Genomic DNA, 23,404 nt, shown 5'->3' on the forward strand with positions numbered 1-23,404 from the left:
TGGTTCAAATGGCTGGGTGGTCGCCCGCAAACGTCCATGAGTGAGGATGAGTTGGCACTGTGGCGTCAGGCGCTGGCGGCTGTGCCCATCTTGCAAGGGCTCAGCGACACCGAGCAGACGACGCTTATCGGCTTGGGGCAACAGCTGCTCAAGCGCAAGACCCTGACCCTGATCGGGGTCGAGCTCAGCCCCCGCCAACAGGCGGTGCTGGCGCTGCAGGCTGCGTTGCCCATCTTGCACCTCGGCCTTGACTGGTATCGCGGCTTTCACGAAATCATCATTATTCCCGAGCCCGTGACCCGGCGCCAGGAGGTACAGGATGAGTTCGGGCTGGTGAGCGAGTTTGAAGAGGAGAACGCCGGTGAATCATGGCCGCAAGGGCCGCTGGTGCTGGCCTGGAGCGAACTGCAGCAAGATGGCGACTGGGACGGCTTTAATCTGGTGATCCACGAGCTGGCCCACAAGCTCGATATGCTGGGCGGTGAGGCGGATGGCACGCCCCCATTGCCGGGGCCGATGAGCAGCCAGTTGTGGCAGCAGGCCTTTCAGGCTGCCTTCGATGCGCTCTGCCAGCAGCTCGACCGGGACGAGGTAACCGCCATCGATCCCTATGCGGCCGAACATCCCGCGGAGTTTTTCGCCGTCAGCTGCGAGTGTTTCTTTACCGATCCGCTCCGGCTGCAGCAGGTCTATCCCGACGTATACCGGCAAATGAGCCAGTTCTTTAGCCAGGATCCCGCACTGCGTTTCCCCGCGACCCGCTTGCTGGCGGGGGAGGCGGACTCCGAGTCACTTATCTGATAACTGATCTGTTGAACGTTTATTCGAGATAGCAAAAAGGCACCCGAGGGTGCCTTTTTCACAATCTGAGTGGCTTGCCTATCAGGCTGCGGCTTTCAGCTGTACGGCGGCGGCTTTCTTGTGATCGCCGATCGGCATCACGGTGCGGCCGAACTGCTCGTTGATCACGGTGGCCATGGCCAGGTAGATGGCGCTGGCGCCACAGATGATGCCTTCGAAACCGGCGATGGTGCCGATCAGGGTGCTGCCGGTGAAGTCACGGGCGGCCAGCAGGAAGAACAGCACGGTCAGGGAGGCGAACACGAACTGCTTGGCGCGCGGGTAGTTGATGGTGCCAACCAGCATGAACAGGGTGAACATGCCCCACATCAGCAGATACCAACCCATGTAGGCGTGCGGAGTGGCTTCGGCCAGACCCATGGTCGGCATGATCAGCAGAAACACCAAGCTCAGCCAGAACAGGCCGTAGGAGGTGAATGCGGTCACACCAAAGGTGTTGCCACGCTTGTACTCCATGATGCCAGCGATGATCTGGGCGATGCCGCCGTAGCACAGGCCCATGGCCAGGATCATGGCGCTGATGGGGAAGAAACCTGCGTTATGGATGTTCAGCAGGATGGTGGTCATACCGAAACCCATCAGACCCAGAGGGGCAGGGTTGGCCAATTTTTCGCTCACGTGGCGTTCTCCAAAAATAGAGGTGGGGGTTAACAAAAGACGCGCGATTTTAGGCAGGCTGCGGCGTGCCCGCAAGGGGGCAAGGGGGATAAATCGTAAAAAAACTACGTGATTATTTGCATCAGAGGCCAAATGCTCACCAAGACAGGCTGTTTGGTGAGCAAAAGGTGTCAAAATAGTTGAGGGGTTGTATTTTTATTACGCTTTTTACGAAGTGCGGCGGCCTTACTGATCCAGTGTCAGGATCACTTTGGCTTCCTTGTCTTCTTCTTTGACCTGGCTGTCGAGCACGAACAGCCGCTCCGGGGCGATCCCCTGGCTGTCGACCAGAAACTCCTTGGTATTTTGCGCCCGGCGCATGGCGAGATTGCGCAGGGATTTGGCGGTGATGAGCTGCTGATCCCGCAGCAGGATCACCGCCTGGGCCCGCAGTGCCGCGCTCTCTTCATCCAGATGGAGGCGATCGGCCAGATCTTCCAGATCTTCGCCAAAGCGCTCTTCATAGGCCTGGGCCAGCGCCTCTTGCAGGGCGGGGTCCTGTTCCAGCAGGTCGAGATCCGCTTGATTGCCGGTGAGCTTGGCCAGTACCCGTTCCAGCTTTTGCCGTTGCAGGATAGGGCGCTCCTCGTTGAAGTTGACCTTGCCGCGAATGTTCATGCTGAGCTTGGGTCTATCCTTGAGGGCCTGCGCCAGTTTGACCAGTTTCTCCTGCTGGGTGGGGGTGAGATCGGGATCCCCCGGCAGGAAGGGAAGTTCGTCGAGATCTTCGGTGCCATCGGCCAGCGAGGCGAGCAGCGAGAAGGGGGAGGTGATCGCCTTGCTCAGTGTGTTGCCCAGCACATCCCAGAAGATATTGCCGATGCTGAAGTCCGGTTGATCGAGATCCCCCTTCACCTTGAGGTTCATCTGTATCACCCCGTTGGCATCGCTTAGCAGGGCGATGGCCAGCCCCAGTGGCAGATCCTTGGCCTGATCGCTCTTGATCTTCTCGCCCAGTTGCAGCTTCTTGATGGTGATGTCGTTATCCCCCTCCAGCCGGTTGCCCTCCAGCTTGTAGTGCAGCTTCATGGAGAGCTGCCCCTTGTCGATGGCATAACCGGCATAGGTGCCCGAATAGGGGGTAAAGGTGGTGAGCTCCAGATTGTGGAAAGCGACCGCGATGTCGAGGATCGGGTTGGCGACCAGCAGGTTGGTACCGCCGCGAATGGTCACTGGCGCATAGCGATCCACCTTGCCATTGAAGGCGAGATCGGAGCGTTGCCCCGGAATATTGCTGATATGGCGGCTCTGGCCGCCCAGCGAGGCGATATCGGCCACAAAATCCTGACTCAGGCTGCGGTCGGCAAAGCGCAGGTTGCCCTGCTCGGTGCGCAGCTGATCGATGGTGAAACGAAAGTCAGGAGCCTTGCTGCCTGCCGTCGCGTGAGTACTTTTGGTTGCCGCCGGCTGCGGTAACAGCAGCTGTTGCAGGTTGGTGGTGCCATCTTCGTTGATCTCGATGCGAGCGAAGGGCTTGTTCAGAGCAATGTCCTTGATCCGCATCTGCTGGCTGATGCCGTCGTACGTCAGACCGGTGAGAGCCAGGGTGTTGAACTCCAGCAGCCGCTGATTGTCTGCCCGATCGACTACTTTGAGTCCGTTGATATCGAGCCCCCCTTGCAGGGTCAGCTTGCTGAGATCTCCCTGGGCGGTGGTGGCGAGATCAAGGCGGGTCTTGCTGCTCAGCAGCCCGTTTTGCACCTTGATGCGTACCAGATCGGCCAGATAGGGCTGTGCCAGCGTCAGGGGCAGCCCCTGCTGGTTGATGTCGCCGCTTAAGGTGAAAGGAGTCAGGGTCAGTTGGCCATCAAAGGCGAGGGGGCTGCTCTGGTTGAACTGGGTGGCCAGAGTCAGTTTGCTCGGTTGCTCCCCCTTGCTGCCCAGTGGCCCCAACGCCAGCTTGAGGCCGGAGAGCTGGCGTGCCTGCGGTTTGCCGCTGCTCGATTCGGTGAGAGTGAGATCGCCCTTGTCGATAAGGATCTGCTTGATCTGCCACTGCCAGGGTTTGTCTGCCCCGTGTTTCTTGCCGTTATCGGCTGTTTTTGCTTGTTGTGCCGACTTGGGCGCCGCATTGTTGGCCACCTCGTTTGCGGCGTGGGCCCCTTTGACGGGCTTGGCGGGGGCCTGTTCAATCAGCAATTCAGCCAGATCCAGCTCCTGCTGTGGGTTGAGGGTGGCCTTGAGCAGGGGCTGTTGCAGGGTCACCTTGCCGATCTGAAGCGAATGTTTCTGGCCATCGACAGCCAGATCGCTAAGGGCCAACTGGCCGAAGCGGGCAAATTCGTCGCCCTTGTGTTTTTTAAGCTGCCAGTTGTCCAGCGTCAGCTTGCCTTTGGACAATTGCCAAAGCACCCCTTGCTTGCCCTCTTTAAGCTGGTACTGCACCTCTGCATTGGCGTGGCCCTTGGCCAGATCCAGCTTGAGATAGGGTGCCCAGAGCGGGGCGAAGGGTTTCAGCTCGACCTGCTTGAGGCTCACCTTACCCTGACCCATGCCGCTCATCACATCGAGTTTGCCATGAGCGGCGAGGCTGCTTTTGCCGTTGATGGCGGCGCTCAGCTGATAGGCGGTCGGGTGATTTACTTCGGTGCGCAGGTTATCGAGCTTGAGGGTCACTTTTTCCAGATTGAGGGGCGGCAACCAGCCGGGTTCGCTCTCCTTGCGCTGATCCTGATAGCGCACATGGCCGTCAGTGACATTGACACTTGCAATATCGACCAGCAGCGGGGCGCTGGCTGTTTCGGGCTCGGGGGAGGGGGCGAGCAGGGTCGCCAGCGCATCGGTCAGATTGAGTCGAACCTCCCCTTTTTTGTCTGTCAGCCGTTGCAGCTGCACCACGGGGTTGGTCAGGGTGACTGCGGAAAGCACGACCCCTTTCTGCTGCCAGCTGGCTTGCAGGTTTGGGGTGATAAAGAGCTGCTCAAAACGGATGATAGGCTGCTGTTTGGCATCGAGCAGGGCAGTCGCGCCGAGGGTGAGAGAAGGGTTGCGCAGCCCTACGTCAATCTCCCCCAGCGTCAGTTGCAGGCCGTAGTGCTCGGCCAGCCAGCCGGGCAGATAGCGCTGGACCAGACGGGGGGTTTGCCACAGCAGCAGGGTGATCAGGATAAGAAGCAGCAGAAAAGCGTAGGCAAGGTAGCGCAGCAAGCGGAGCTTGGGGGACGCGGGCTCGGTGGTGTTCATTTGGTGCACTCCCATTTGGTTCCCGCCATGGTACAGAAAAGCTGGATAGTAATCATGGGGTTGCGTGCTGTTGTACGCCGTACTTTGTCCAAAGGCGATCCAGTTCACCCTTTTGTTGCAGAGTTGCCAGCCATTGTTCCAGCTGGGCAGGGGTAATGGGGGCCTCAGGGTGAAGGATGGCGCGGTGTTGATACTGTTGATCCCATTTTTGCGAGATCAGCAGCTGGTCGGCTGTGTCGGGATTGGCCAGCAGATACTGATTAAGGTACGAAACGTTGAGAATGGCTACCTCGCCGCGCCCTTTGAGTAGCGCTTGCAGGGCGCTGACGTTGTCTTTGACCAGGGTGATATTGAGCTTGCGCTGCAGGTAGAGAGGATCGGCATTGAACTGGCCGACGCCGTAGTGATAGCCGGTCACCCCGATGAGGTGATGGCTGGCAGGATCGTCAAAAAAGCGCTGATCCCGGCCCGCTTTGTTCAGGGCCACATAGACCTCGCCACCACCGAGGAAGGGGGTTGTCATCTTGAATTTATCGGTGTCCCAGCCCCACTTGGTGTCTTCAAACAGCATCAGCGAGAAACGGCCCAGATCGAGCGCCTTGTAACGGTTGGCGGCCGAGGTGGGGACAAAGACGAAGGTCACCTCTTTCTGTACGGCATTGAGCTGGTCGATAAGCTCCAGAGTCAGTCCTTCATAGCGGGAATCGGGGAGTTTGATCACAAAGGGGGCATAGGGGTATCCACCAACCTTGATGAGGGGATGGCTCCAGCCAGAGAGGCTGAACAAGAGCAAAAACCAGCACCAATATCTCATGGGATCCCCAAGGCAATAGCTTGCTCCCAGATTCGGTTAATCTGCGCCAGTTTTCAAGCTGTTAAGGGAATTAACACAGCGTTGTTCGGCGGCTTCCAGCTCGGCCATCACCATATGGATATCCTCCAGTTGCTGGCGCAGGGCGCCGCGTTTTGCCTCGATCAGCTGGATCATGGAGTGGAGCTGGGTTTTGCTCGATTTGTCGGTGTCGTACATATCGAACAGCTCGCGGATCTCGGCCAGGCTAAACCCCAGCCGTTTGCCGCGCAGGGTCAACTTGAGCCGGATCTTGTCCCGATGGCTGTAGATGCGGGTTTGCCCCTCCCGTAGCGGGGTGAGCAGCCCCTCATCCTCGTAGTAGCGGATGGTGCGCGGCGTGACATCGAACTCGTGGGCCAGCTCCGAAATGCTGTAGGTGATCTCCTTGCCGGGCAGGGAACGGGACATGATCATGACTCCTGTTGCTGGGCGTGTGGCTGGCAGAGGCGGGCACGCAGCCGTTCGGCATTGGCGTGCAAGGCCTGACCGACCCGCGAGCCGTTGGCGCGGCCGAGCTGCTCGCTGACCCACTGGCCGGTGGCCGCCAGTTTGTCGAGATCCACTCCCGTCGTCATGCCAAGGCCGTGCAGCAGGTAGACCACCTCTTCTGACGCCACATTGCCGGAGGCGCCCGGCGCATAGGGGCAGCCGCCAAGCCCCGCCACCGAGCAGTCGATGGTGCGAATACCACGCTCCAGCGCGGGTAGCAGGTTGGCCAAGCCCTGACCGTAGGTGTCGTGAAAATGGACCGCGAGCCGTCCCGCCGGGATCTCGTGCAGCACCGCATCCAGCATGGGGGCCACGGTGCCCGGAGTGCCGACGCCTATGGTGTCCCCCAGCGAAATTTCGTGGCAACCGAGATCCAGCAGTTGCTCGGCCATCGCAGCGACTCGTTTCGGGCGGGTCGGGCCATCGAACGGGCAGGCGATGACGGTGGAGAGGTAGCCACGCACCTTGATGCCGAGGCGGCGCGCCTCCTGAACCAGCGGGGCGAAGCGCACCAGCGATTCCTCCACGCTGATGCCGATATTGGCGCGGGTAAAACCGTCGGAGCAGGCGGTGAAGAGGCCAATCTCATCGGCGCGGGCGGCAATGGCTGCCTGCAAGCCTTGCAGATTGGGCACCAGAGCGCCGTAACGGGTTGAGCCCTTGCGCGGCAGTGCCTCGAACAGCGCTGCGGAGTCCGCCATCTGCGGCACTTTTTTGGCAGAGACAAAGGCACCCACTTCGATGCGTTGCAGGCCGCTGTCGGCCAGTCGCTGGATCAACTCCAGCCGTTGTACCAGGGAGAGGGGCGCAGCTTCATTTTGCAGGCCATCGCGCGGCCCCATCTCCACCAGACTGACTCTGTCGTCACGGACGTCCTGTGATCGGTTCATGGGTGATCCTCCTGTGAAGCTATCTCTTCGGCAAAGCGCACCAGCACGGCCCCCTGGCTTACCTGTTCGCCCTGTTTGCACTGCAGGGCTTCAATTACCCCGTCCTGCTCTGCACGCAGTTGGTGTTCCATCTTCATCGCCTCCAGCACCAGCAGGGGTTGCCCCTTGTTGACCGCTTGTCCCTGTTCGACCAGCACGGCCACCACGATGCCGTGCATGGGGGCAATGGCACCCTGCGCCTGCTCATTCGCCTGATCATGATGGTGACTGCACTGCTGATCATCGGTTGCGAAACGGATGCGCTGGCCCCCCAGGGTCATGATGAAGGCTGCCTCCGAGCCTGCGACCGTCTGAATGGGGATCTGTTGCCAGCAGCCACCTTGTTGTAGCCGGATATGATCGTCACCTCTCTGGTAGCAATGAGTCTCCTCTTGCCACTCAAACTGGCCGCCATGATCGTTAAGGGTCAATACCCGGTGCTCATCACCGATGCGCACCGCCGCTGTCCAGCTGCGATCCGGTCCCAACCGAAATCCGCAGGCTTGCTGCCAGGGGGAGGTGCCCGCAGGGCGGCTCGCCAGCCAGAGGGCGGCCAGCGGCCAGGCGAGCTCAGGAATGGGCCGTGCTGTGGTGGGTATGGGCCACTGGGTATGGTGGCCCATGGCCAGGACGTCAGGCTCTTCACAAAGGCGCAGCAAGAGCGCGCCGTTGTGCACCAGCGGGCCGAGATCCAGCGCCGCCAGCGCATCGGCCAGTTTGGCGAACGCCTCGGTGCGGCTCTGGCCGTGGGCGATCAGCTTGGCGATCATGGGATCGTAATAGGGGCTCACCTCATCGCCAACGGTAACGCCGGTGTCGATGCGCACGCCAACGGGCCAGTGGAGCCAGTGGATAGGCCCGCTGGCAGGCAGAAAACCGGCCGCCACATCCTCAGCGTAGAGGCGCGCCTCCACCGCATGGCCGCGCAGCACCACCTCATCCTGGGTGAGTGGCAGTGGCTTGCCCTCGGCTACGGCCAGCTGCCAGGCCACCAGATCCTGCCCGGTCACCGCTTCGGTGACCGGATGCTCCACCTGCAGCCGGGTGTTCATCTCCATAAAGAAGAACTCATCCTTGCAGAGCAGAAACTCGATAGTGCCCGCCCCCTGATAGTGGATGGCTTTGGCTGCGGCCACGGCTGCCTCCCCCATGGCGCGGCGCAGAGCCGGAGGGATGTCGGGGGCGGGCGCCTCTTCGATCACCTTCTGATGGCGTCGCTGCAAGGAGCAGTCCCTGTCCCCCAGATAGATGGCGTTGCCGAGGCTATCGGCAAAGACCTGTACTTCCACATGGCGAGCCTGGGGCAGATAGCGCTCCAGCAGCACCAGATCGTCGCCAAAGGCGGCCTTGGCTTCCCGTTTGACTGCCGCCAGCGACTCGTCAAAGTCGGCCAGCTGATCGACCCGGCGCATTCCCTTGCCACCGCCGCCGCTGGCCGCCTTGATAAGTAGCGGGAAGCCAATCTGGCTCGCCTGATCGCGCAAGAAGTCCGGCCGCTGATCCGTGCCGTGATAGCCAGGCAGTACAGGTACGCCGGCGGACTGCATCAGCGCCTTGGCGCCCGATTTGTCGCCCATGGCGAGAATGGCGGCGCCGCTTGGGCCGACAAAGCGCAGGCCGCGCTGTTCGCAGGCGGTGGCAAAATCGCTGTTTTCCGACAGAAAGCCGTAACCGGGATGGATGGCATCGGCGCGCGCCTCTTTGGCAATCTTCAGCACCTTGCTGGTGTCCAGATAGCTCTCTCTGGCCGGTGCGGGCCCCAGATGCCAGGCCTCATCGGCTAGACGGGTGTGCATGGCATGGGCGTCGGCATCTGAGTAGATCGCGATGGTGTGAATGCCGAGGCGTTTCGCCGTTTTGATGATGCGCACGGCGATTTCGCCGCGATTGGCAATTAGCAGGCGTTTAATCTGAGTGTGATGGGTCATGTCTCATCCTTGAAACGGGGACGCCAGGCGGGAGGACGTTTGTCGAAGAAGGCCTGCATTCCCTCCTGGGCTTCGAGCCCCACCCGAACCCGGGCAATGGTCTCGACGGTTCTCTCTTCGTGCAGGCGGGAAGGATGGGTCTCTATCGCCGCCAGCAGCCGTTTGGTCTCTTTCATCGCCTCCGGCCCGTTGCGGCACAGACGAAGGGCCTGCGCCCGTCCCTCCGCCAGCAGTTGATCCGGCTTGCAGAGTTGATGTGCCACATTGAGCCGACAGGCGGTGATGGCATCGAACGGCTCGGCACTGAGCATGTAGCGGCGCGCCTGACGCATTCCCATGGTGCGCACCACGTAGGGGCTGATCACCGCAGGCACCAGACCCAGGCTCACCTCGGAGAGGCAGAAGCGCGCATCATCGCTGGCCAGCACCAGATCGCAGGCGCAGATAAGGCCGAGCGCCCCGCCATAGGCGGCCCCCTGCACCAGAGCTACCGTGGGGAAGGGGAGCTCGTCGAGGGTCTGCATCAGCCGGGCCAGTACCCGGGCGTCTTCGCGATTGTGCTCGAAATCGGCGTGGGCCAGATTACGCATCCAATTGAGATCGGCGCCCGCGCAGAAGTGCTTGCCCTCGGCCCGCAGCAGCAGGGCGTGAGGACGTTCGGCGAGATCATGACCATGGAGATGGGCCAGATCATCGAGGCAGTCGAGCAGCCCCAGCATCAGGTCGGCATCAAAGGCGTTGTGGCGGGCCGGGCGCGACAGCACCAGCTCGGCCAGTGGGCCGTGCCGCTCCAGCCGAAACGTGTTCTGGGCTGAAGAGCTGAGTGCAGGGGAAGTGAGTGGATCGGACATATGCTTGCTCCTTACATCCGGAAGATGCCGTACTGCTCGGGTGCAATGCGGGCACCCTGACAGGCGGCCAGTGCCAGTGCCAGCACGGTGCGGCTCTGGGCCGGGTCGATGACGCCATCATCCCACAGGCGAGCGCTGGCGTAGTAGGGGTGACCCTGCCGCTCATACTGCTCGATCACCGGGGCACGGATGGCGGCCGCCTCCTGCTCGCTCAGGCTCTTGCCCTCGGCAGCCAGCTTGTCCCTGCGCACCTGCACCAGCACCCCGGCCGCCTGCTCGCCCCCCATGACGGAGATGCGGCTGTTGGGCCAGCTAAAGAGAAAATCGGGTTCATAGGCGCGGCCGCACATGCCGTAGTTGCCGGCACCAAAGCTGCCGCCGACGATCAGGGTGATCTTGGGCACCCGGCTGCAGGCCACTGCGGTGACCAGTTTGGCGCCGTGCTTGGCGATCCCCTCCTTTTCTGCGCTACTCCCCACCATAAAACCGGTGATGTTCTGCAAAAAGAGCAGCGGGATGGCACGCCGGTTACAGAGCTGGATAAAGTGGGCCCCCTTCTGGGCGCTGTCGCTGTGCAGCACGCCGTTGTTGGCGAGGATCCCCACTTCCATGCCGCAAATACGGGCAAAGCCGGTCACCAGAGTGGAGCCGAACAGCGCCTTGAATTCTTCAAAGTCAGAGCTATCCACCAGTCGTGCAATCAGTTCGCGGGCGTCGTAAGGGCGTTTGAGACTGGTGCCCACCAGACCGTAGAGCTCCTCTATGGAGTAGCAGGGTGGCTCGTAGCCAGGGCTGCTCTCTATCGGCTCGTTACCCAGATGAGTAACCAGCGTGCGGGCGATGGCCAGCGCGTGGGCATCGTCACGGGCCATATGATCAGCAACGCCGGAGTGGGCGCAGTGCACTTCGGCGCCGCCCAGGGCCTCGGCGCTGATCTCCTCGCCGGTGGCAGCCTTGACCAGCGGCGGGCCCGCCAGAAAGATGGTGGCCTGTTCCCTGACCATGATCGACTCGTCCGCCATGGCGGGCACATAGGCGCCGCCTGCGGTGCAGAGCCCCATCACCACCGCCAGCTGCGGAATGTTTTGGGCCGACATGCGGGCCTGGTTGTAGAAGATGCGGCCAAAGTGATCCCGGTCGGGGAACACCTCATCCTGCATCGGCAAGAAGGCGCCGCCGGAATCCACCAGATAGAGGCAGGGGAGGCGCAGCCGCTCGGCGATGGCCTGGGCGCGCAGGTGTTTTTTCACCGTGAGCGGGTAGTAGGTGCCGCCTTTCACGGTGGCGTCGTTCACCACCAGCATGCAGAGCCGGCCCGAAACCCGGCCGATGCCGGTGATGATGCCGGCGGCGGGCACCGGCTCGTCATAGACCTGCCAGCCAGCCAGCGCCGACAGTTCGAGAAACGGGGAGCCCGGGTCCAGCAGCTGATTGATGCGCTCGCGGGGCAGCAGCTTGCCACGGGCCTGATGGCGGGCGTTGTTGGCCGCGCCGCCTCCTTGAGCGATCTCGGCAATGCGGGCATGGAGATCATCGACCAGCCCCTGCATGGCGGCTCGATTGGCCGCATATTCCGGGCTCGCCGTGTCGAGGTGGGAGTGGATACGACTCATGCATTTTCTCCCATCAGCTCGCGACCGATGAGCCAGCGGCGGATCTCCGAAGTGCCGGCGCCTATCTCGTAGAGCTTGGCGTCCCGCAGCAGGCGGCCGGTAGGGTATTCGTTGATGTAGCCGTTGCCGCCGAGCAGCTGGATAGCGTCGAGCGCCATCTGGGTGGCATTTTCGGCGGCAAACAGGATGGCGGCAGCGCAATCCTTGCGGCTGGTGCGACCCTGATCGCAGGCGCTTGCCACCGAATAGACCAGCGCCCGGCTGCTGGCGAGGCGGGTATACATGTCGGCGAGCTTGCCCTGCACCAGCTGGAACTCGCCGATGGCTTGACCAAACTGCTTGCGCTCACGCACATAGGGCAGCACTACATCCATGCAGGCCTGCATGATGCCAAGGGGGCCGGCAGCCAGCACCACCCGCTCGTAATCGAGCCCGCTCATCAGCACCTTGACCCCGCCGTGCAGGGTGCCCAGCAGGTTTTCCTGCGGTACCCGGCAGTTGTCGAACACCAGCTCGCAGGTGCTGGAGCCGCGCATCCCCAGCTTGTCGAGCTTCTGGGCGGTAGAAAAACCGGGAGTGCCGGCTTCAACGATAAAGGCAGAAATTCCTTTGGGGCCCGCACTGGTATCTGTCTTGGCATAGATGACGAAGGTGTCGGCATCCGGGCCGTTGGTGATCCACATCTTGTTGCCGTTCAGCACGAAGTGATCGCCCTCGCTCTCCGCGGTGAGGCGCATGCTGACCACATCGGACCCGGCTCCCGGTTCGCTCATGGCCAGCGCCCCCACATGCTCGCCGCTCACCAGCGGGGGCAGGTAGCGCGCTTTTTGCTCCGGTGTGCCGTGGCGGTGGATCTGGTTGATGCAGAGATTGGAGTGGGCGCCATAGGAGAGGCCGACCGAGGCGCTGGCGCGGCTTACCTGTTCCATCACCAGCACGTGGGCCAGATAGCCGAGATTCACCCCGTCATACTCCTCCGCCACCGTGATGCCGTGCAGCCCCAGTTCACCCATCCGGGGCCAGAGATCACGGGGAAAGGCGTTGCTCTGATCGATCTCGTTGGCGCGCGGGGCGATCACTTTCTGGCAGAAGGCCGCAACCTGTTCGGTCAGGGCATTCAGGGTCTCATCCATCTGCATCCATGCTCTCCTTGCGGATATGACAGTCGGGTAGGAAGGTTGATTCGACCGGCTGACTCGGCGTTACGGCTGGCAGTGGTCGGTCCATTTTGTACTTCACTTCTGCCACAAGTTTACGTTAGCGTAAACGTAAATCAATTGTTAATCTGTTGTGTGTCGATAGAGAGGTGGTAGTGAGATCGTCATCTGCTACCACGACAACAGCGCCATAGTGGCAGATCCGAATGACCAGTGTGTGGGCGCCGCGTCATAAAGCACTAACTCAGGAAAATAAGCGCGGGGTAACAAGGGAGCGAACGACGAGATGGATTTTACCCTGAACGATGATCAACAGGCGTATGTAGAGGCGGCCGCCGCCTTTGCCGATGAGGCGCTCAAACCCCATGCCGCGCGCTGGGACAAGGAGCATGAGTTTCCGATCCCGACCATCAAGCAGGCGGCCGAGCTCGGGTTTTGCGGTCTCTATACCCCGGAGCAGTTTGGCGGATTGGGGTTGCCGCGACTTGACTCGAGTCTCATCTTCGAGCGCCTCGCCATGGGCTGTACCTCGACCACGGCTTATCTGACAATTCACAACATGGTGAGCTGGATGCTGGGCAGCTGGCTGCCCAACGAGGTTGCCAAGGAGTGGGTGCCCAAACTGGCCAGTGGCGAGCTGCTGGGCTCCTATTGCCTCACCGAGCCGGGTGCGGGTTCCGATGCGGCGGCACTCAAGACCCGAGCGGTGCGTGAGGGTGACAATTATCTTATTGAGGGAACCAAGGTCTTTATCTCGGGAGCGGGCAGCAGCGATGTGCTGGTGGTGATGGCGCGCACCGGTGGTGAAGGTGCGAAGGGGATCTCTGCCTTTATGGTACCGGCTAATGCCCCCGGCGTGAGCTACGGCAAGGCAGAAGAGAAGATGGGCTGGAATAGCCAGCCGACCCGGGAGGTTGTTTTCAATGGGGTTCGCATTCCTGCCTGCTATCGGTTGGGCGAAGAGGGGGAAGGGTTCAAGTTCGCCATGCAGGCGCTTGATGGGGGGCGAATCAATATTGCCACCTGCTCGGTGGGCACTGCCCAGCAGGCACTGGACGATGCGCTGACCTATGTGCAGCAGCGCCAGCAATTTGGTCACCCGATCAGCGAATTCCAGAGCGTGCAGTTTCGCCTGGCAGATATGGCGACCGAGCTGGCTGCAGCTCGCCTTCTGGTGCGTCAGGCGGCTGACAAGCTGGATCGCGGGGATCCCGACAAGAGTGCCTGGTGTGCCATGGCCAAACGGTTTGCCACCGACGTCGGTTATCGGGTCTGTGATGAGGCTCTGCAACTCTTTGGCGGCTATGGTTATATCCGCGAGTATCCGCTCGAGCGCTATCTGCGCGATACCCGGGTACACCGCATTCTGGAGGGCACCAACGAGGTGATGCGACTCATCATCGCGCGCCGCATGCTGGCCGATCCCGGTTTGACGCTGGGCTAACCGGTGGTCGCATCAAGGGGGTGTCTACTGCCACCCGATTTGCACCATGCCATGCCGGTTTCGGCTTTGTGAGCCAGCCACAGGTTGGTGTCATTCAAGCCTGTCATCATGGCGGCAGCTTCATCGACAAGGACAATGCTATGACAAGGATCAGACTCGAATATCATGGCCACGTGGCCTATATCACCCTCGACCATCCCCCTGCCAACACCTGGACCCTCGCCAGCCTGCAGGCCTTTTTGCAGATGATGGTGGAGCTCGACAGTCGTCCCGATGTGGTGGCGCTGGCTTGTGATATCCGTATCGCCGAGCAGCAGGCGTTGCTGGGACTGCCGGAAGCTTCGGTGGGCTTGCTTCCCTGTGCCGGTGGCACCCAGCGTTTGACCGAGCTGGTGGGGCCGGGCTGGGCCAAGCGGATGATCCTCTGCGGTGAGAAGGTGAGTGCCTCGCTGGCCTACGAGATGGGGCTGGTGGAGGAGGTGGTGAAAACCGGTCAGGCGTGGGAGGCTGCGCACCAGATGGCCCATCTGGTGGAGCGCCAGAGCCCGAGCGCCCTGCGCGCCTGCAAAACCCTGATCAATCAGGGCCGCAGTGGCCCGCGGGATGCCGCCTTGCCCCTTGAGCGGTCGCTGTTTCTCGATCTCTTTAGCGATGCCAACCAGCGTGAAGGGGTGGCCGCCTTCCTGGAGAAACGCTTACCGCGCTGGCAATATGGCCCAACAGAATAAATCCATACGGAGCCGTTTATGAGTGAGCCGGTCAAGGTTAGCTGTTATCCCACCGAAGATGGTCATCAGATCGGGGTGTTGACCCTCGACAGCCCTGCGTCTCTCAACGCATTGAGCCTTCCGATGATCCAGATCCTGCAACAGACGCTGACCCGTTGGGAGCAGGATCCCGCCATCGTCTGTGTGCTGCTGCAGGGGGCGGGTGAGAAGGCGTTCTGTGCCGGTGGCGATATCCGCTCCTTCTATTACCGCAAGCAGGAGGCGAGCGAGGCGGAACTGTTCGAATATGCCCGCGACTTTTTCGAGCAGGAGTACCGGCTCGACCACCACATCCACTCTTACCGCAAGCCCCTGATCTGCGTGGCGGACGGTATCTGCATGGGGGGCGGCATTGGCCTGTTTGCCGGAGCCGATTTTCGGGTGGTGACCGAAAGAAGCCTGTTTGCCATGCCGGAGGTGACCATCGGCCTCTACCCCGACGTGGGGGCGAGCTGGTTTTTAAGCCGGATGCCGGGGCGGCTCGGGCTCTGGCTCGGTCTGACTGGCGCCCGCTTTAATGGCGCAGATGCCCTTGGGGTGGGGTTGGCGGATCACGCCATCGCCAGTGGCGAGCGCAGTGCGCTGTTGTCACGCCTCGCCGTGCTCGACTGGACTGGCAGTGGTGATCCCCGTGAGCAGATCGATCAGTTGTTCAGGGGGTTGCACCGTGAGGTGGTGGCCCGCTTGCCAGCGCCAGTGCTGCTACCCCATCAACAGAAAATCGATGCCTTGCTGGCGGGACGCACGTTGCATGGGGTATTGGCGCGGTTGTTCGAGGCTCAGTTCGATGAACAGGAGACGGTACTCCAGCAGGCGCAGCAGCTTTGCCGCACCGGCAGCCCCATCAGCCGCGCCATTTTGTGGCGCCAATATTGGCAGGCTCGTCGCAACTCCCTGACCGAAGTATTTGCCGAGGAGCTGACCCTCTCGGTCAACTGCGTGCTCAAGGGGGATTTTGTGGAAGGGGTGCGGGCACTGCTGATCGACAAGGATAAAGATCCCCGCTGGCAACAGTTGCCACCGGAGGGGGAGTGGCTGGACGAGTTCTATCGCTGGCCGCAGGGGCGCAATCCGTTGGCCTGCAAGGAATAACATCTTGGCAACCGGCGGACGCCGCCATCAGCAACGCAAGGAGCAAGCGGGATGACAAGGATAGGGTTTATCGGGCTCGGCAACATGGGGGGGCCCATGGCGGCCAATTTGGCCAGGGCCGGGCACAGGGTGCAGGTGTTTGATCTGGTTGCCCAAAACATTGAGCGCGCCATCGCCGCTGGCTGCATCGCCACGGGGGATGCCCGTGAGGCGGTGACTGGCTGCGAGGTGGTGATCAGCATGCTACCTGCGGGGGAGCATGTACGCGATCTTTGGTTGGGCGAGAGCGCCGGTGAGCGAGGTGGGCAGGATCTGCTGGCAGCCCTGCCGGTTGGTGCACTGGTGATCGACTGCTCCACTATCGATGTCGACTCTGCCCGTCAGGTCGGGGAGGCGGCCCGCGCACGCGGTTTGCGCTTTATTGATGCCCCTGTCTCGGGCGGTGTCGCCGGTGCGGCCGCCGGGACGCTCACCTTTATCGTTGGCGGCGCCGCGGCAGATTTCGAGGCGGCAAAACCCTTGCTCGCCTGCATGGGGCAGAACCTGTTTCACGCCGGGACGCTGGGCGCCGGGCAGATCGCCAAGATGTGCAACAACATGCTGCTTGCGATCCATATGGCGGGCACTGCCGAGGCGCTGGCCCTCGGGGTGAAGGAGGGGCTGGATCCCGCCGTGCTCTCCACCATCATGGGCAAGAGCTCCGGCAACAACTGGAGTCTGGAGCGCTACAACCCCTGGCCCGGGGTGATGGAGAATGTCCCTGCCGCCCGCAACTATCAGGGGGGCTTTATGACCCGCCTGATGGTGAAAGATTTGGGGCTGGCCATGGCGCTGGCCGAGCATGGCCACAGTACGGTGCCCATGGGGGCGCTCGCACGTAACCTGTTCAACCTGCATGCCGCTCAGGGGCAGGGGAGCCGTGATTTCTCCAGCATCGTCGAACTCTATCTGGATAAACAGGATCCCGCCTGACGGGCCACCTCTCTTCAAGGCATCTCCCCTCGACCAGCTACAAGGAGCATTGATGGATATCAAAGATAAGGTCATCGTTATTACCGGTGCCGGACGTGGCTTGGGACGGGCCATTGCGCTGGCCCTGGGCGCACAGGGGGCGACGCTGGCGCTGCTCGACATCAATCGCGCCGATCTGGAGGCGACCGCAGCCCTGGTGCGCAGTCAGAATGATCAGTGCGATCAAGATAGCCAGTGCGAGCTGTTTGTCTGCAATGTGGCGAGCGAAGCCGAGGTTGAGTCGGTTTTTGCTGCCATCAAGGAGCGTTTTGGGGGGCTGCACGGTCTTATCAACTGCGCCGGCATTCTGCGCGACGGCATGCTGATCAAGGTGAAAGAGGGTGAGCTGGTGGAGAAGATGACGCTGGCCCAGTGGCAGAGCGTGATTGACGTCAACCTCACAGGTACCTTCCTCTGCGGTCGCGAAGGGGCGGCACTGATGGCGCAAGGGGGGCAGGGGGGCGTTATCATCAACATCTCCTCCATTGCTCGCGCCGGCAATATCGGCCAGAGCAACTATGCCGCCAGCAAGGCAGGAGTGGCTTCGCTAGTGGTGACCTGGGCGCGGGAGCTGGCGCGCCATGGCATTCGGGTGATGGGGATTGCCCCCGGGGTGTTTGCCACCGACATGACGGCGGCGATGAAGCCGGAGGCGATGGCGCGGATGCAGCAGGCCATTCCGGTCGGCACCCTTGGCGAGGCGCAGCAGCTTGCCGAGACGGTGAGCTTTATTTTTGCCAACGACTATCTGTCGGGAAGGATGATAGAACTGGATGGCGGTTTGCGTTTATAGGGATTTACATAATGGGCCCCGGTGTTTCCACCGGGGCTTTTTTATGCAGATTATTTATACAGAGAGTGCCTGAATGGCGATGCATAGGAACCATGCGAGTCAGGCTGTGTTGGCAGAAAAATGAGAAATATCAATGGGTCTTGGTTAATTTGAGCCAGCTCACAGGCCATATGGGTCAGTGCTGTAAAATTGCGCGCGGTCAAGGCGGTGCATGATTGACGGGACGAGGGATTGCGGTCGGAATAGTCATGCAATATAGTTGCCGCCTTTTTCACGGGGTCAGGATTCCCAGCCCCTCCCATATTGCGCGCAGTATGAATACGGACGCTCTGCCGCCGCCTAAATAAACAGGATTGAAATGGACAAGAAACTAGGGCTGGGCGCCCTCATTTCGCTGGTGATCGGCTCCATGGTCGGCGCCGGGGTCTTCAGTCTGCCACAAAACATTGCTGCGCATGCCAGTGCCGGGGCGGTCGCCCTGGGTTGGGCCATCACCGGTCTTGGCATGATCTGTCTCGCGCTAGTCTATCAGAACCTCTCCATGCGCCGCCCCGATCTCGATGGCGGTATCTTCAGCTATGCCAAGGCCGGTTTCGGCGATTTCATCGGTTTCAACGCCGCCTGGGGTTACTGGCTCTGCCAACTGCTGGCCAACGTCTCCTACGCCATCGTAGTGTTCAGCGCCCTGAGCTACTTCTTCGATACGCCTGACAACGTCATCTTCGGTGACGGCAATACGCCGGTGGCCATCACGCTGGCCTCCATCCTGATCTGGTCGGTGCATGCGCTGGTGCTGCGCGGGGTGCAGGTCGCTGCGCTGGTGAATATCGTCACCACCATCGCCAAGATGGTGCCGCTCATCGTCTTCTGTGTCGCGATCCTGCTGGCCTTCAACATGGATACCTTCACTCTGGATATCTGGGGCCAGAACAACATGGAGCTGGGCTCCGTGATGGATCAAGTCAAGTCCACCATGAAGGTGACCCTCTGGGTCTTTATCGGGATTGAAGGGGCCGTGGTGGTCTCTGCCCGTGCCCGTCATCGCAAGGATGTGGGCCGTGCCACCGTGCTGGCGCTGCTCGGCGCCTTGACACTCTATGTGATGGTGACCCTGTTCTCGCTGGGTGTCATGAGCCAGCCGCAACTGGCGGCGCTCAAGAACCCTTCGACCGCCATGATCCTCGAAGCCGTGGTCGGCCCCTGGGGCGCCTGGCTTATCAACATCGGTCTGGTGGTGTCGGTGATGGGTGCTCTGCTCAGCTGGACCGTGCTGGCCGCTGAAGTGCCCTACATCGCGGGCAAGACCGGTGTGTTCCCGGGCTGGTTTGCCAAGGAGAACAAGAACGGCTCGCCGCAGGTGTCCCTCTGGTGCTCTACCTGTCTGGTGCAGATCTTCCTGATCATCATCTACTTCCAGAGCAGCACCTATCTGGCGCTGGTCAACATCGCAACCTCGGCGGCGCTGGTGCCTTACGTCTTTTCGGGCGCTTATGGCCTGAAGCTGGCATTGAAAGGGGAGACCTATCAGGGTCAACCTCATCAGCGCAAGCGTGACCTGCTGCTGGCCTTGGTGGCGACGGTTTACGGCTGCTGGCTGGTATACGCTGCCGGTGTGGAGTACCTGTTGCTGGTGGCGCTGCTCTATAGTCCGGGCATCTTCATCTACTGGAAGGCGCGTCAGCATCACGGTCTGCGCGGCCTTAACCGGTTGGAGCAGGGGATGACGGCGGCCCTGCTTGGCTGTGCCGTGCTGGCCTTCTACAAGGTGATGGACGGTACCATTCCACTGCACTAACCGGCACAATGAAGAGATGGCCCTCGCGCCATCTCTTTTTTTCATGCAGATATCCACTGTTGCCCGGCCGTGTTGGCCAGTTTTTGTTTAACACAGGAATTTTTATGCTGTTTATGGGTTACCTCCTGCTGGGCGCCTTTGCCGGCATGCTGGCAGGGCTGTTCGGGATTGGCGGTGGATTGATCATTGTCCCCGTGCTGGTCATGACCTTTCGCGCCCAGGGCATCGACCCTGAAATAATTACCCATCTGGCCCTCGGCACCTCGTTGCCCACCATGATCTTTACCGGATTCAGCTCGCTTAGAGCACATCAGGAAGCGGGCGCCGTCGATTGGGTGATGATCCGCCGACTCGGCGCCGGCATGCTGATCGGGGGTTGGCTCGGCGGCATGACCGCCAATCTGCTCAGCACCAGCACCCTCAATATCATCATCGGCTGCTTCGCCTGGAGCATGGCGCTACAGATGGCGCTCAACCTTAAACCCAAAGCGGAGCGCCATATGCCGGGGCCGCTCGGCACAGGCATTGCCGGTACCATCATTGGCTGGATGTCAGCCCTGTTTGGTATTGGCGGTGGCTCGCTCACTGTCCCTTATCTGAGCTGGAACTCGGTGCCAATGCGCAATGCGGTAGCGGCCTCTGCAGCCTGCAGCATACCCATCGCGCTGGCGGGGAGCCTCAGCTACCTCTATGCGGGTTGGGATCATGCCGATCTGCCCGAGTGGAGTGTGGGCTACATCTATCTGCCCGCCCTGCTGGGCATTGTGCTGACCAGTACCCAGTTTGCCCGCCTTGGTGCCAAGCTGGCACACCGATTGTCACCAAGACGCCTCAAGCAGGCATTTGCTCTGCTGATGCTGCTGGTGGGGGCGAAATTTATGCTGTTTAGCTGATTCATTCGGCAGATTGTTGAAAAATAAGGCAAACGATCTGTTGGAGGGTAGAAAGCCGTTGCATTGAACGCCCAGTTTGCCTATTCTCTTCGCCGGTGGTCCTATTGGTCCTCTCGCATTGATAACCCGTCGACCTGGTCAGGACCGGAAGGTAGCAGCCAAGGCGGGGGACTCGAGTGCCGGGATGTGGCTGGTAGGGCCACCACTTGTTTCTGCAATTCAATAAGTTACAGCTAATAGCCCCCTTCAGACCTCTTGGTAATCCACTTTGTTTGGATGAATCAGGAGTCTTCTCTGTGAATCTCTGGCTCAGTCCCCACGGCATCTGGTATTACCGGAAAGTCACCACGCTCCCCTGGTCGCCGCAAATAGATCCAAAAATCCCTGCATACCCGAGACAAACTTTGTGCATGCAACAAGGTGACCAAGCTGTTTGCTTGCCTGTATGCGTTTCAGACCCAAGCCCATTCAGTTGCCTGCAGAGGTCAATGTTGCCCCACATGAGCAATCAGTAGCCCGGAATCAGGGGGGGGGTTATTGCTTGGTGACACGCATGGCTGCGTTGTATTTGAGCCGCCCATGGGAAATATGTCTGTTTATCTCGCTCAGTAGCGTCTCTTTATTGATGGGCTTGGTGATATACCCGTTCATGCCATGGGAAAGATAGTATTGCTTGGATTCCGGCATCGCATCCGCCGTCAGGGCGATGATGGGGATATCTGCCCAAGGCATCTGGGAGGTGCGGATCCGGGTGGTGGCCACCAGGCCATCCATCACTGGCATCTGGACATCCATCAACACCAGATCAAATTCGGTGTGACCCAGTTTCTCCAGCGCCTCTTCTCCCTGAACGGCCAGTGTGACCTGATGGCCCACGGAGTCGAGCATGGCGCCGATCACCTTGCGGTTGGTGGCATTGTCATCAACCAGCAAGATGCGATAGCTCTCCTGATCCAGCGGCTTGGACGGCAGGCAAACAATCGAGGGGGTCGTGGCTCTGGCGGGCCAGATGTAGGTAAAAGTACTGCCATGCCCCTCGCTGCTCTCTACCGAGATATCGCCGCCCATCAGGCGTGCGAGGTTACGGGATATTTCAAGTCCCAGGCCCGATCCGCCATATTGGCGGGTGATCGAGACATCCGCCTGGGCGAAACGTTGAAACAGGTTCTTTAGCTGACTTTTGCTCATGCCGATCCCGGTGTCCTGGATCGAGATGCGTATCGAGTGGCGATCCTGCTCCAACAGGGTGCTATCAACGCGAATATTGACCTCTCCCTGATGGGTGAATTTGATGGCATTGCTCACCAGATTGAAGAGGATCTGGCGCACTCTCAGCGGGTCGATCATCAACCACTCCGGCGTATCGGGGGCAACAGTCAGGGTCAGTTTGATCCCTTTCGCATCACAGTTGCTTTGCATCAGGGCCCGGATATCCTCCAGCAGCTGGGGCAAGTGATGGGGGGCCAGTTGCAGCTCGATCTTGCCCTCTTCCAGCTTGGATACATCCAGAATGTCGTTGAGCAGACCGAGCAGATGGTTTGCCGATTCCCGCGCCGTCTCCAGATAGTCTCGCTCCCTCGGATCCATATCCCGGTCGGCCAGCAGGGAAAGCATGCCGAGAATGCCATTCATGGGTGTGCGAATTTCATGGCTCATGTTGGCCAAAAAGCTGCTTTTGGCTCTTGTGCCTGCCTCTGCCGCCTGATTTGCCCGCAGCAGTTTGTCATTGAGCTGCTGCATCAGTTTGTGTTGCAGAAACGAGATATTCATTTGCCGCCAGATCAGCAGGGCGAGCACAAAGAGCAGCGCAAATTGCAGGGTCGCGATGAGTGTCGTCGTGATGATCTGCTCCCTCACGCTGTCGCGACGCGCCACATCAAACAGGGTCGCCTGCTGGTTCACCTCCAGAGTCAGCTGATGGAGCAGGGGGAGCAGGGAGGCAAGCTGTTGGCGCAGCTCCTGATGGGCAAGATTGTCGAGCGGCTTGGTGGCTTCCGGGCCGAGCCAGATATCCGCCAGAGAGATGTAGGATCGAATGGCTTTGCTTGCCTGCTGATATATTTCTGTTTGCTGAAGCAGGCTGCGATCCTTGCTCTCCAGCACCAGATCCATGCGGCTGACCAGAATATCGTATCTGAGCTGGAAGGTCGGTTGCGACTCATGGAGCAGTGAGCTTTGAAAACGCAGTGCTTCGTTATAGAGCTGGAAATAGTTCCACATCACGTTGTCTTCGCCTTGGCTGGTACTGCGCTGCAGATCCTGAAATTGCCGGTACTGAATGGTACCAATACCGGCAAAGGCAAGGAGCAGCACGCAGAGCACCACAAACAAGAAACGTTGACTGGCCGCCATGGAACGCATGATGGGATTTACTCCACTTTTATCGCGCTGATCTGCCAGATAGCCCGACCGTAATAGAGCTTGTTTTGCAGTTCGGGATATTGATCAAACGGATAGACAAGGAACAGCGGCCCTTTGTCACGCACCGACAGTGGCTTGCCATTGATCGTGCGGGCGAGGATGACCCGATACTGCTCGGCATCGCTTGTCGGCACCTGTACCGAGTAGTCATTGAGCGCGGTAATGGTGAGCTGTTTGCCGGTTGCCCCGACCTTGGCCAATACATCTTGCAGCAGCGGGCCGCGAAAAGTCTTGGCTTCGTCATACCAGGGGGTATGGGTTTTGATTTCGTGTACCGGCAGTTGATCCAGCATGGCGCTGTCCCACAGGGCCAGAGCCTGATGAGTGGGGCTGCTGATGGCGCCTTCAACCTTCAACACGGCGCTGTCAGGGGAGGGGGCTGCGTATGCGGTGCCGCAAAGGGCTGCCAACAGTGGTGCGATGTAAAGGCCTGTTTTCATGATCTCTCCTTCCTGGAAAATGGCGGCATGGGGGGCCGAGCCAACGGTGGCTTGTGAGGTGTGTCCAAAGGCAAGCAATAATCGGGCCCAGTCTAATGGGCTTGAATTATCAGCCATTTAGCCTGTTATCTGGCGATCTCGGCCAAGGTGAATTGCAGTTTGCAACGTGCGGGGGAGGTTAATTGCAATTTGGCAATCAAAACGAGGAGTGGGTGTCGGTGAATAAG

At 60.3% G+C, this 23,404-nt stretch carries 19 protein-coding genes and 1 other RNA gene; 9 read left to right on the forward strand and 11 right to left on the reverse strand.

The features are described 5' to 3' along the window. Window positions 1-36: 36 nt before the first annotated feature. Window positions 37-801: a zinc-dependent peptidase gene (locus ACTG19_RS00690; RefSeq protein WP_439989583.1), complete on the forward strand. Its 765-nt coding sequence runs from the start codon at window positions 37-39 to the stop codon at window positions 799-801. A gap of 81 nt (window positions 802-882) precedes the next feature. Here the strand turns inward: ACTG19_RS00690 and ACTG19_RS00695 are convergent, their stop codons facing one another. The 9 genes from ACTG19_RS00695 to ACTG19_RS00735 all read right to left on the reverse strand — a co-directional run bounded on the left by ACTG19_RS00695 (window position 883) and on the right by ACTG19_RS00735 (window position 12,503). Continuing rightward, a complete protein-coding gene (locus ACTG19_RS00695; protein WP_005336948.1) occupies window positions 883-1,479 on the reverse strand; it encodes an acetate uptake transporter in 597 nt (198 codons plus the stop codon). A 225-nt stretch (window positions 1,480-1,704) separates the two neighbouring features. Further along, on the reverse strand, window positions 1,705-4,701 hold the full coding sequence (locus tag ACTG19_RS00700; protein WP_113739402.1) for a DUF748 domain-containing protein: 2,997 nt from the start codon (window positions 4,699-4,701) through the stop codon (window positions 1,705-1,707). 52 nt (window positions 4,702-4,753) lie between these two features. Beyond that, entirely contained in the window at window positions 4,754-5,515 is a 762-nt protein-coding gene (locus ACTG19_RS00705; RefSeq protein ID WP_113739403.1) for a substrate-binding periplasmic protein, read from the reverse strand. Window positions 5,516-5,551: 36 nt separating this feature from the next. Next, window positions 5,552-5,962 (reverse strand): MerR family transcriptional regulator, encoded by a 411-nt coding sequence (locus ACTG19_RS00710; RefSeq protein ID WP_439988572.1) that lies wholly within the window; start codon window positions 5,960-5,962, stop codon window positions 5,552-5,554. 2 nt (window positions 5,963-5,964) lie between these two features. Beyond that, the gene (locus tag ACTG19_RS00715) at window positions 5,965-6,933 is read right to left on the reverse strand and encodes a hydroxymethylglutaryl-CoA lyase (protein WP_439988573.1); all 969 of its coding nucleotides are present in this window, start codon (window positions 6,931-6,933) and stop codon (window positions 5,965-5,967) included. Continuing rightward, entirely contained in the window at window positions 6,930-8,900 is a 1,971-nt protein-coding gene (locus ACTG19_RS00720) for an acetyl/propionyl/methylcrotonyl-CoA carboxylase subunit alpha (protein WP_439988574.1), read from the reverse strand. The genes ACTG19_RS00715 and ACTG19_RS00720 overlap by 4 nt, the downstream gene beginning before the upstream one ends. Beyond that, complete coding sequence (locus ACTG19_RS00725; RefSeq protein ID WP_439988575.1) at window positions 8,897-9,751, reverse strand: enoyl-CoA hydratase-related protein; 855 nt, start codon at window positions 9,749-9,751, stop codon at window positions 8,897-8,899. The genes ACTG19_RS00720 and ACTG19_RS00725 overlap by 4 nt, the downstream gene beginning before the upstream one ends. Before the next feature lie 11 nt (window positions 9,752-9,762). Next, the gene (locus ACTG19_RS00730) at window positions 9,763-11,364 is read right to left on the reverse strand and encodes a carboxyl transferase domain-containing protein (RefSeq protein WP_439988576.1); all 1,602 of its coding nucleotides are present in this window, start codon (window positions 11,362-11,364) and stop codon (window positions 9,763-9,765) included. After that, window positions 11,361-12,503: an isovaleryl-CoA dehydrogenase gene (locus ACTG19_RS00735; protein ID WP_439988577.1), complete on the reverse strand. Its 1,143-nt coding sequence runs from the start codon at window positions 12,501-12,503 to the stop codon at window positions 11,361-11,363. Before ACTG19_RS00735 ends, ACTG19_RS00730 begins: the two co-directional genes overlap by 4 nt. Window positions 12,504-12,807: 304 nt before the next feature. Between ACTG19_RS00735 and ACTG19_RS00740 the strand changes: the two genes are divergently transcribed. The 8 genes from ACTG19_RS00740 to ffs all read left to right on the forward strand — a co-directional run bounded on the left by ACTG19_RS00740 (window position 12,808) and on the right by ffs (window position 20,515). After that, window positions 12,808-13,965 carry an acyl-CoA dehydrogenase family protein gene (locus tag ACTG19_RS00740; protein ID WP_113739410.1) on the forward strand — a complete coding sequence of 386 codons (1,158 nt, stop codon included), beginning with the start codon at window positions 12,808-12,810 and terminating at the stop codon, window positions 13,963-13,965. Between the two features lie 140 nt (window positions 13,966-14,105). After that, window positions 14,106-14,693, forward strand: a complete 588-nt coding sequence (locus ACTG19_RS00745; protein WP_439988578.1) for an enoyl-CoA hydratase-related protein — start codon at window positions 14,106-14,108, stop codon at window positions 14,691-14,693. Between the two features lie 18 nt (window positions 14,694-14,711). Then, on the forward strand, window positions 14,712-15,824 hold the full coding sequence (locus tag ACTG19_RS00750) for an enoyl-CoA hydratase/isomerase family protein (RefSeq protein WP_439988579.1): 1,113 nt from the start codon (window positions 14,712-14,714) through the stop codon (window positions 15,822-15,824). Window positions 15,825-15,875: 51 nt separating this feature from the next. Beyond that, complete coding sequence (gene mmsB / locus ACTG19_RS00755; RefSeq protein ID WP_439988580.1) at window positions 15,876-16,796, forward strand: 3-hydroxyisobutyrate dehydrogenase; 921 nt, start codon at window positions 15,876-15,878, stop codon at window positions 16,794-16,796. Between the two features lie 52 nt (window positions 16,797-16,848). Continuing rightward, on the forward strand, window positions 16,849-17,628 hold the full coding sequence (locus ACTG19_RS00760) for an SDR family oxidoreductase (protein WP_439988581.1): 780 nt from the start codon (window positions 16,849-16,851) through the stop codon (window positions 17,626-17,628). A 358-nt stretch (window positions 17,629-17,986) separates the two neighbouring features. Continuing rightward, window positions 17,987-19,423, forward strand: coding sequence for an arginine-ornithine antiporter (arcD, locus tag ACTG19_RS00765; RefSeq protein WP_005336921.1), 1,437 nt, complete (start codon window positions 17,987-17,989; stop codon window positions 19,421-19,423). A 104-nt stretch (window positions 19,424-19,527) separates the two neighbouring features. Then, window positions 19,528-20,316, forward strand: coding sequence for a sulfite exporter TauE/SafE family protein (locus ACTG19_RS00770; RefSeq protein ID WP_113739414.1), 789 nt, complete (start codon window positions 19,528-19,530; stop codon window positions 20,314-20,316). 102 nt (window positions 20,317-20,418) lie between these two features. Beyond that, an RNA gene (gene ffs, locus ACTG19_RS00775) (signal recognition particle sRNA small type) lies at window positions 20,419-20,515 on the forward strand. A gap of 335 nt (window positions 20,516-20,850) precedes the next feature. Here the strand turns inward: ffs and ACTG19_RS00780 are convergent. Then, complete coding sequence (locus tag ACTG19_RS00780) at window positions 20,851-22,677, reverse strand: ATP-binding protein (RefSeq protein WP_368174108.1); 1,827 nt, start codon at window positions 22,675-22,677, stop codon at window positions 20,851-20,853. 8 nt (window positions 22,678-22,685) lie between these two features. Then, window positions 22,686-23,177 carry a molybdopterin-dependent oxidoreductase gene (locus ACTG19_RS00785; RefSeq protein WP_219264008.1) on the reverse strand — a complete coding sequence of 164 codons (492 nt, stop codon included), beginning with the start codon at window positions 23,175-23,177 and terminating at the stop codon, window positions 22,686-22,688. Window positions 23,178-23,404: the final 227 nt, after the last annotated feature.

The sequence above is a fragment of the Aeromonas sp. 3P genome, from assembly GCF_051919745.1.
Classification (GTDB): domain Bacteria; phylum Pseudomonadota; class Gammaproteobacteria; order Enterobacterales; family Aeromonadaceae; genus Aeromonas; species Aeromonas veronii.

Coding starts and splice junctions, on each gene's coding strand:
- ACTG19_RS00745 (WP_439988578.1), top strand. CDS start 14,106: ATGACAAGGATCAGACTCGAATATCATGGCCACGTGGCCTATATCACC.
- ACTG19_RS00770 (WP_113739414.1), top strand. CDS start 19,528: ATGCTGTTTATGGGTTACCTCCTGCTGGGCGCCTTTGCCGGCATGCTG.
- ACTG19_RS00785 (WP_219264008.1), bottom strand. CDS start 23,177: ATGAAAACAGGCCTTTACATCGCACCACTGTTGGCAGCCCTTTGCGGC.
- ACTG19_RS00750 (WP_439988579.1), top strand. CDS start 14,712: ATGAGTGAGCCGGTCAAGGTTAGCTGTTATCCCACCGAAGATGGTCAT.
- ACTG19_RS00715 (WP_439988573.1), bottom strand. CDS start 6,933: ATGAACCGATCACAGGACGTCCGTGACGACAGAGTCAGTCTGGTGGAG.
- ACTG19_RS00780 (WP_368174108.1), bottom strand. CDS start 22,677: ATGCGTTCCATGGCGGCCAGTCAACGTTTCTTGTTTGTGGTGCTCTGC.
- ACTG19_RS00730 (WP_439988576.1), bottom strand. CDS start 11,364: ATGAGTCGTATCCACTCCCACCTCGACACGGCGAGCCCGGAATATGCG.
- ACTG19_RS00705 (WP_113739403.1), bottom strand. CDS start 5,515: ATGAGATATTGGTGCTGGTTTTTGCTCTTGTTCAGCCTCTCTGGCTGG.
- ACTG19_RS00700 (WP_113739402.1), bottom strand. CDS start 4,701: ATGAACACCACCGAGCCCGCGTCCCCCAAGCTCCGCTTGCTGCGCTAC.
- arcD (WP_005336921.1), top strand. CDS start 17,987: ATGGACAAGAAACTAGGGCTGGGCGCCCTCATTTCGCTGGTGATCGGC.
- ACTG19_RS00690 (WP_439989583.1), top strand. CDS start 37: ATGAGTGAGGATGAGTTGGCACTGTGGCGTCAGGCGCTGGCGGCTGTG.
- ACTG19_RS00735 (WP_439988577.1), bottom strand. CDS start 12,503: ATGCAGATGGATGAGACCCTGAATGCCCTGACCGAACAGGTTGCGGCC.
- ACTG19_RS00740 (WP_113739410.1), top strand. CDS start 12,808: ATGGATTTTACCCTGAACGATGATCAACAGGCGTATGTAGAGGCGGCC.
- ACTG19_RS00720 (WP_439988574.1), bottom strand. CDS start 8,900: ATGACCCATCACACTCAGATTAAACGCCTGCTAATTGCCAATCGCGGC.
- ACTG19_RS00710 (WP_439988572.1), bottom strand. CDS start 5,962: ATGTCCCGTTCCCTGCCCGGCAAGGAGATCACCTACAGCATTTCGGAG.
- mmsB (WP_439988580.1), top strand. CDS start 15,876: ATGACAAGGATAGGGTTTATCGGGCTCGGCAACATGGGGGGGCCCATG.
- ACTG19_RS00725 (WP_439988575.1), bottom strand. CDS start 9,751: ATGTCCGATCCACTCACTTCCCCTGCACTCAGCTCTTCAGCCCAGAAC.
- ACTG19_RS00760 (WP_439988581.1), top strand. CDS start 16,849: ATGGATATCAAAGATAAGGTCATCGTTATTACCGGTGCCGGACGTGGC.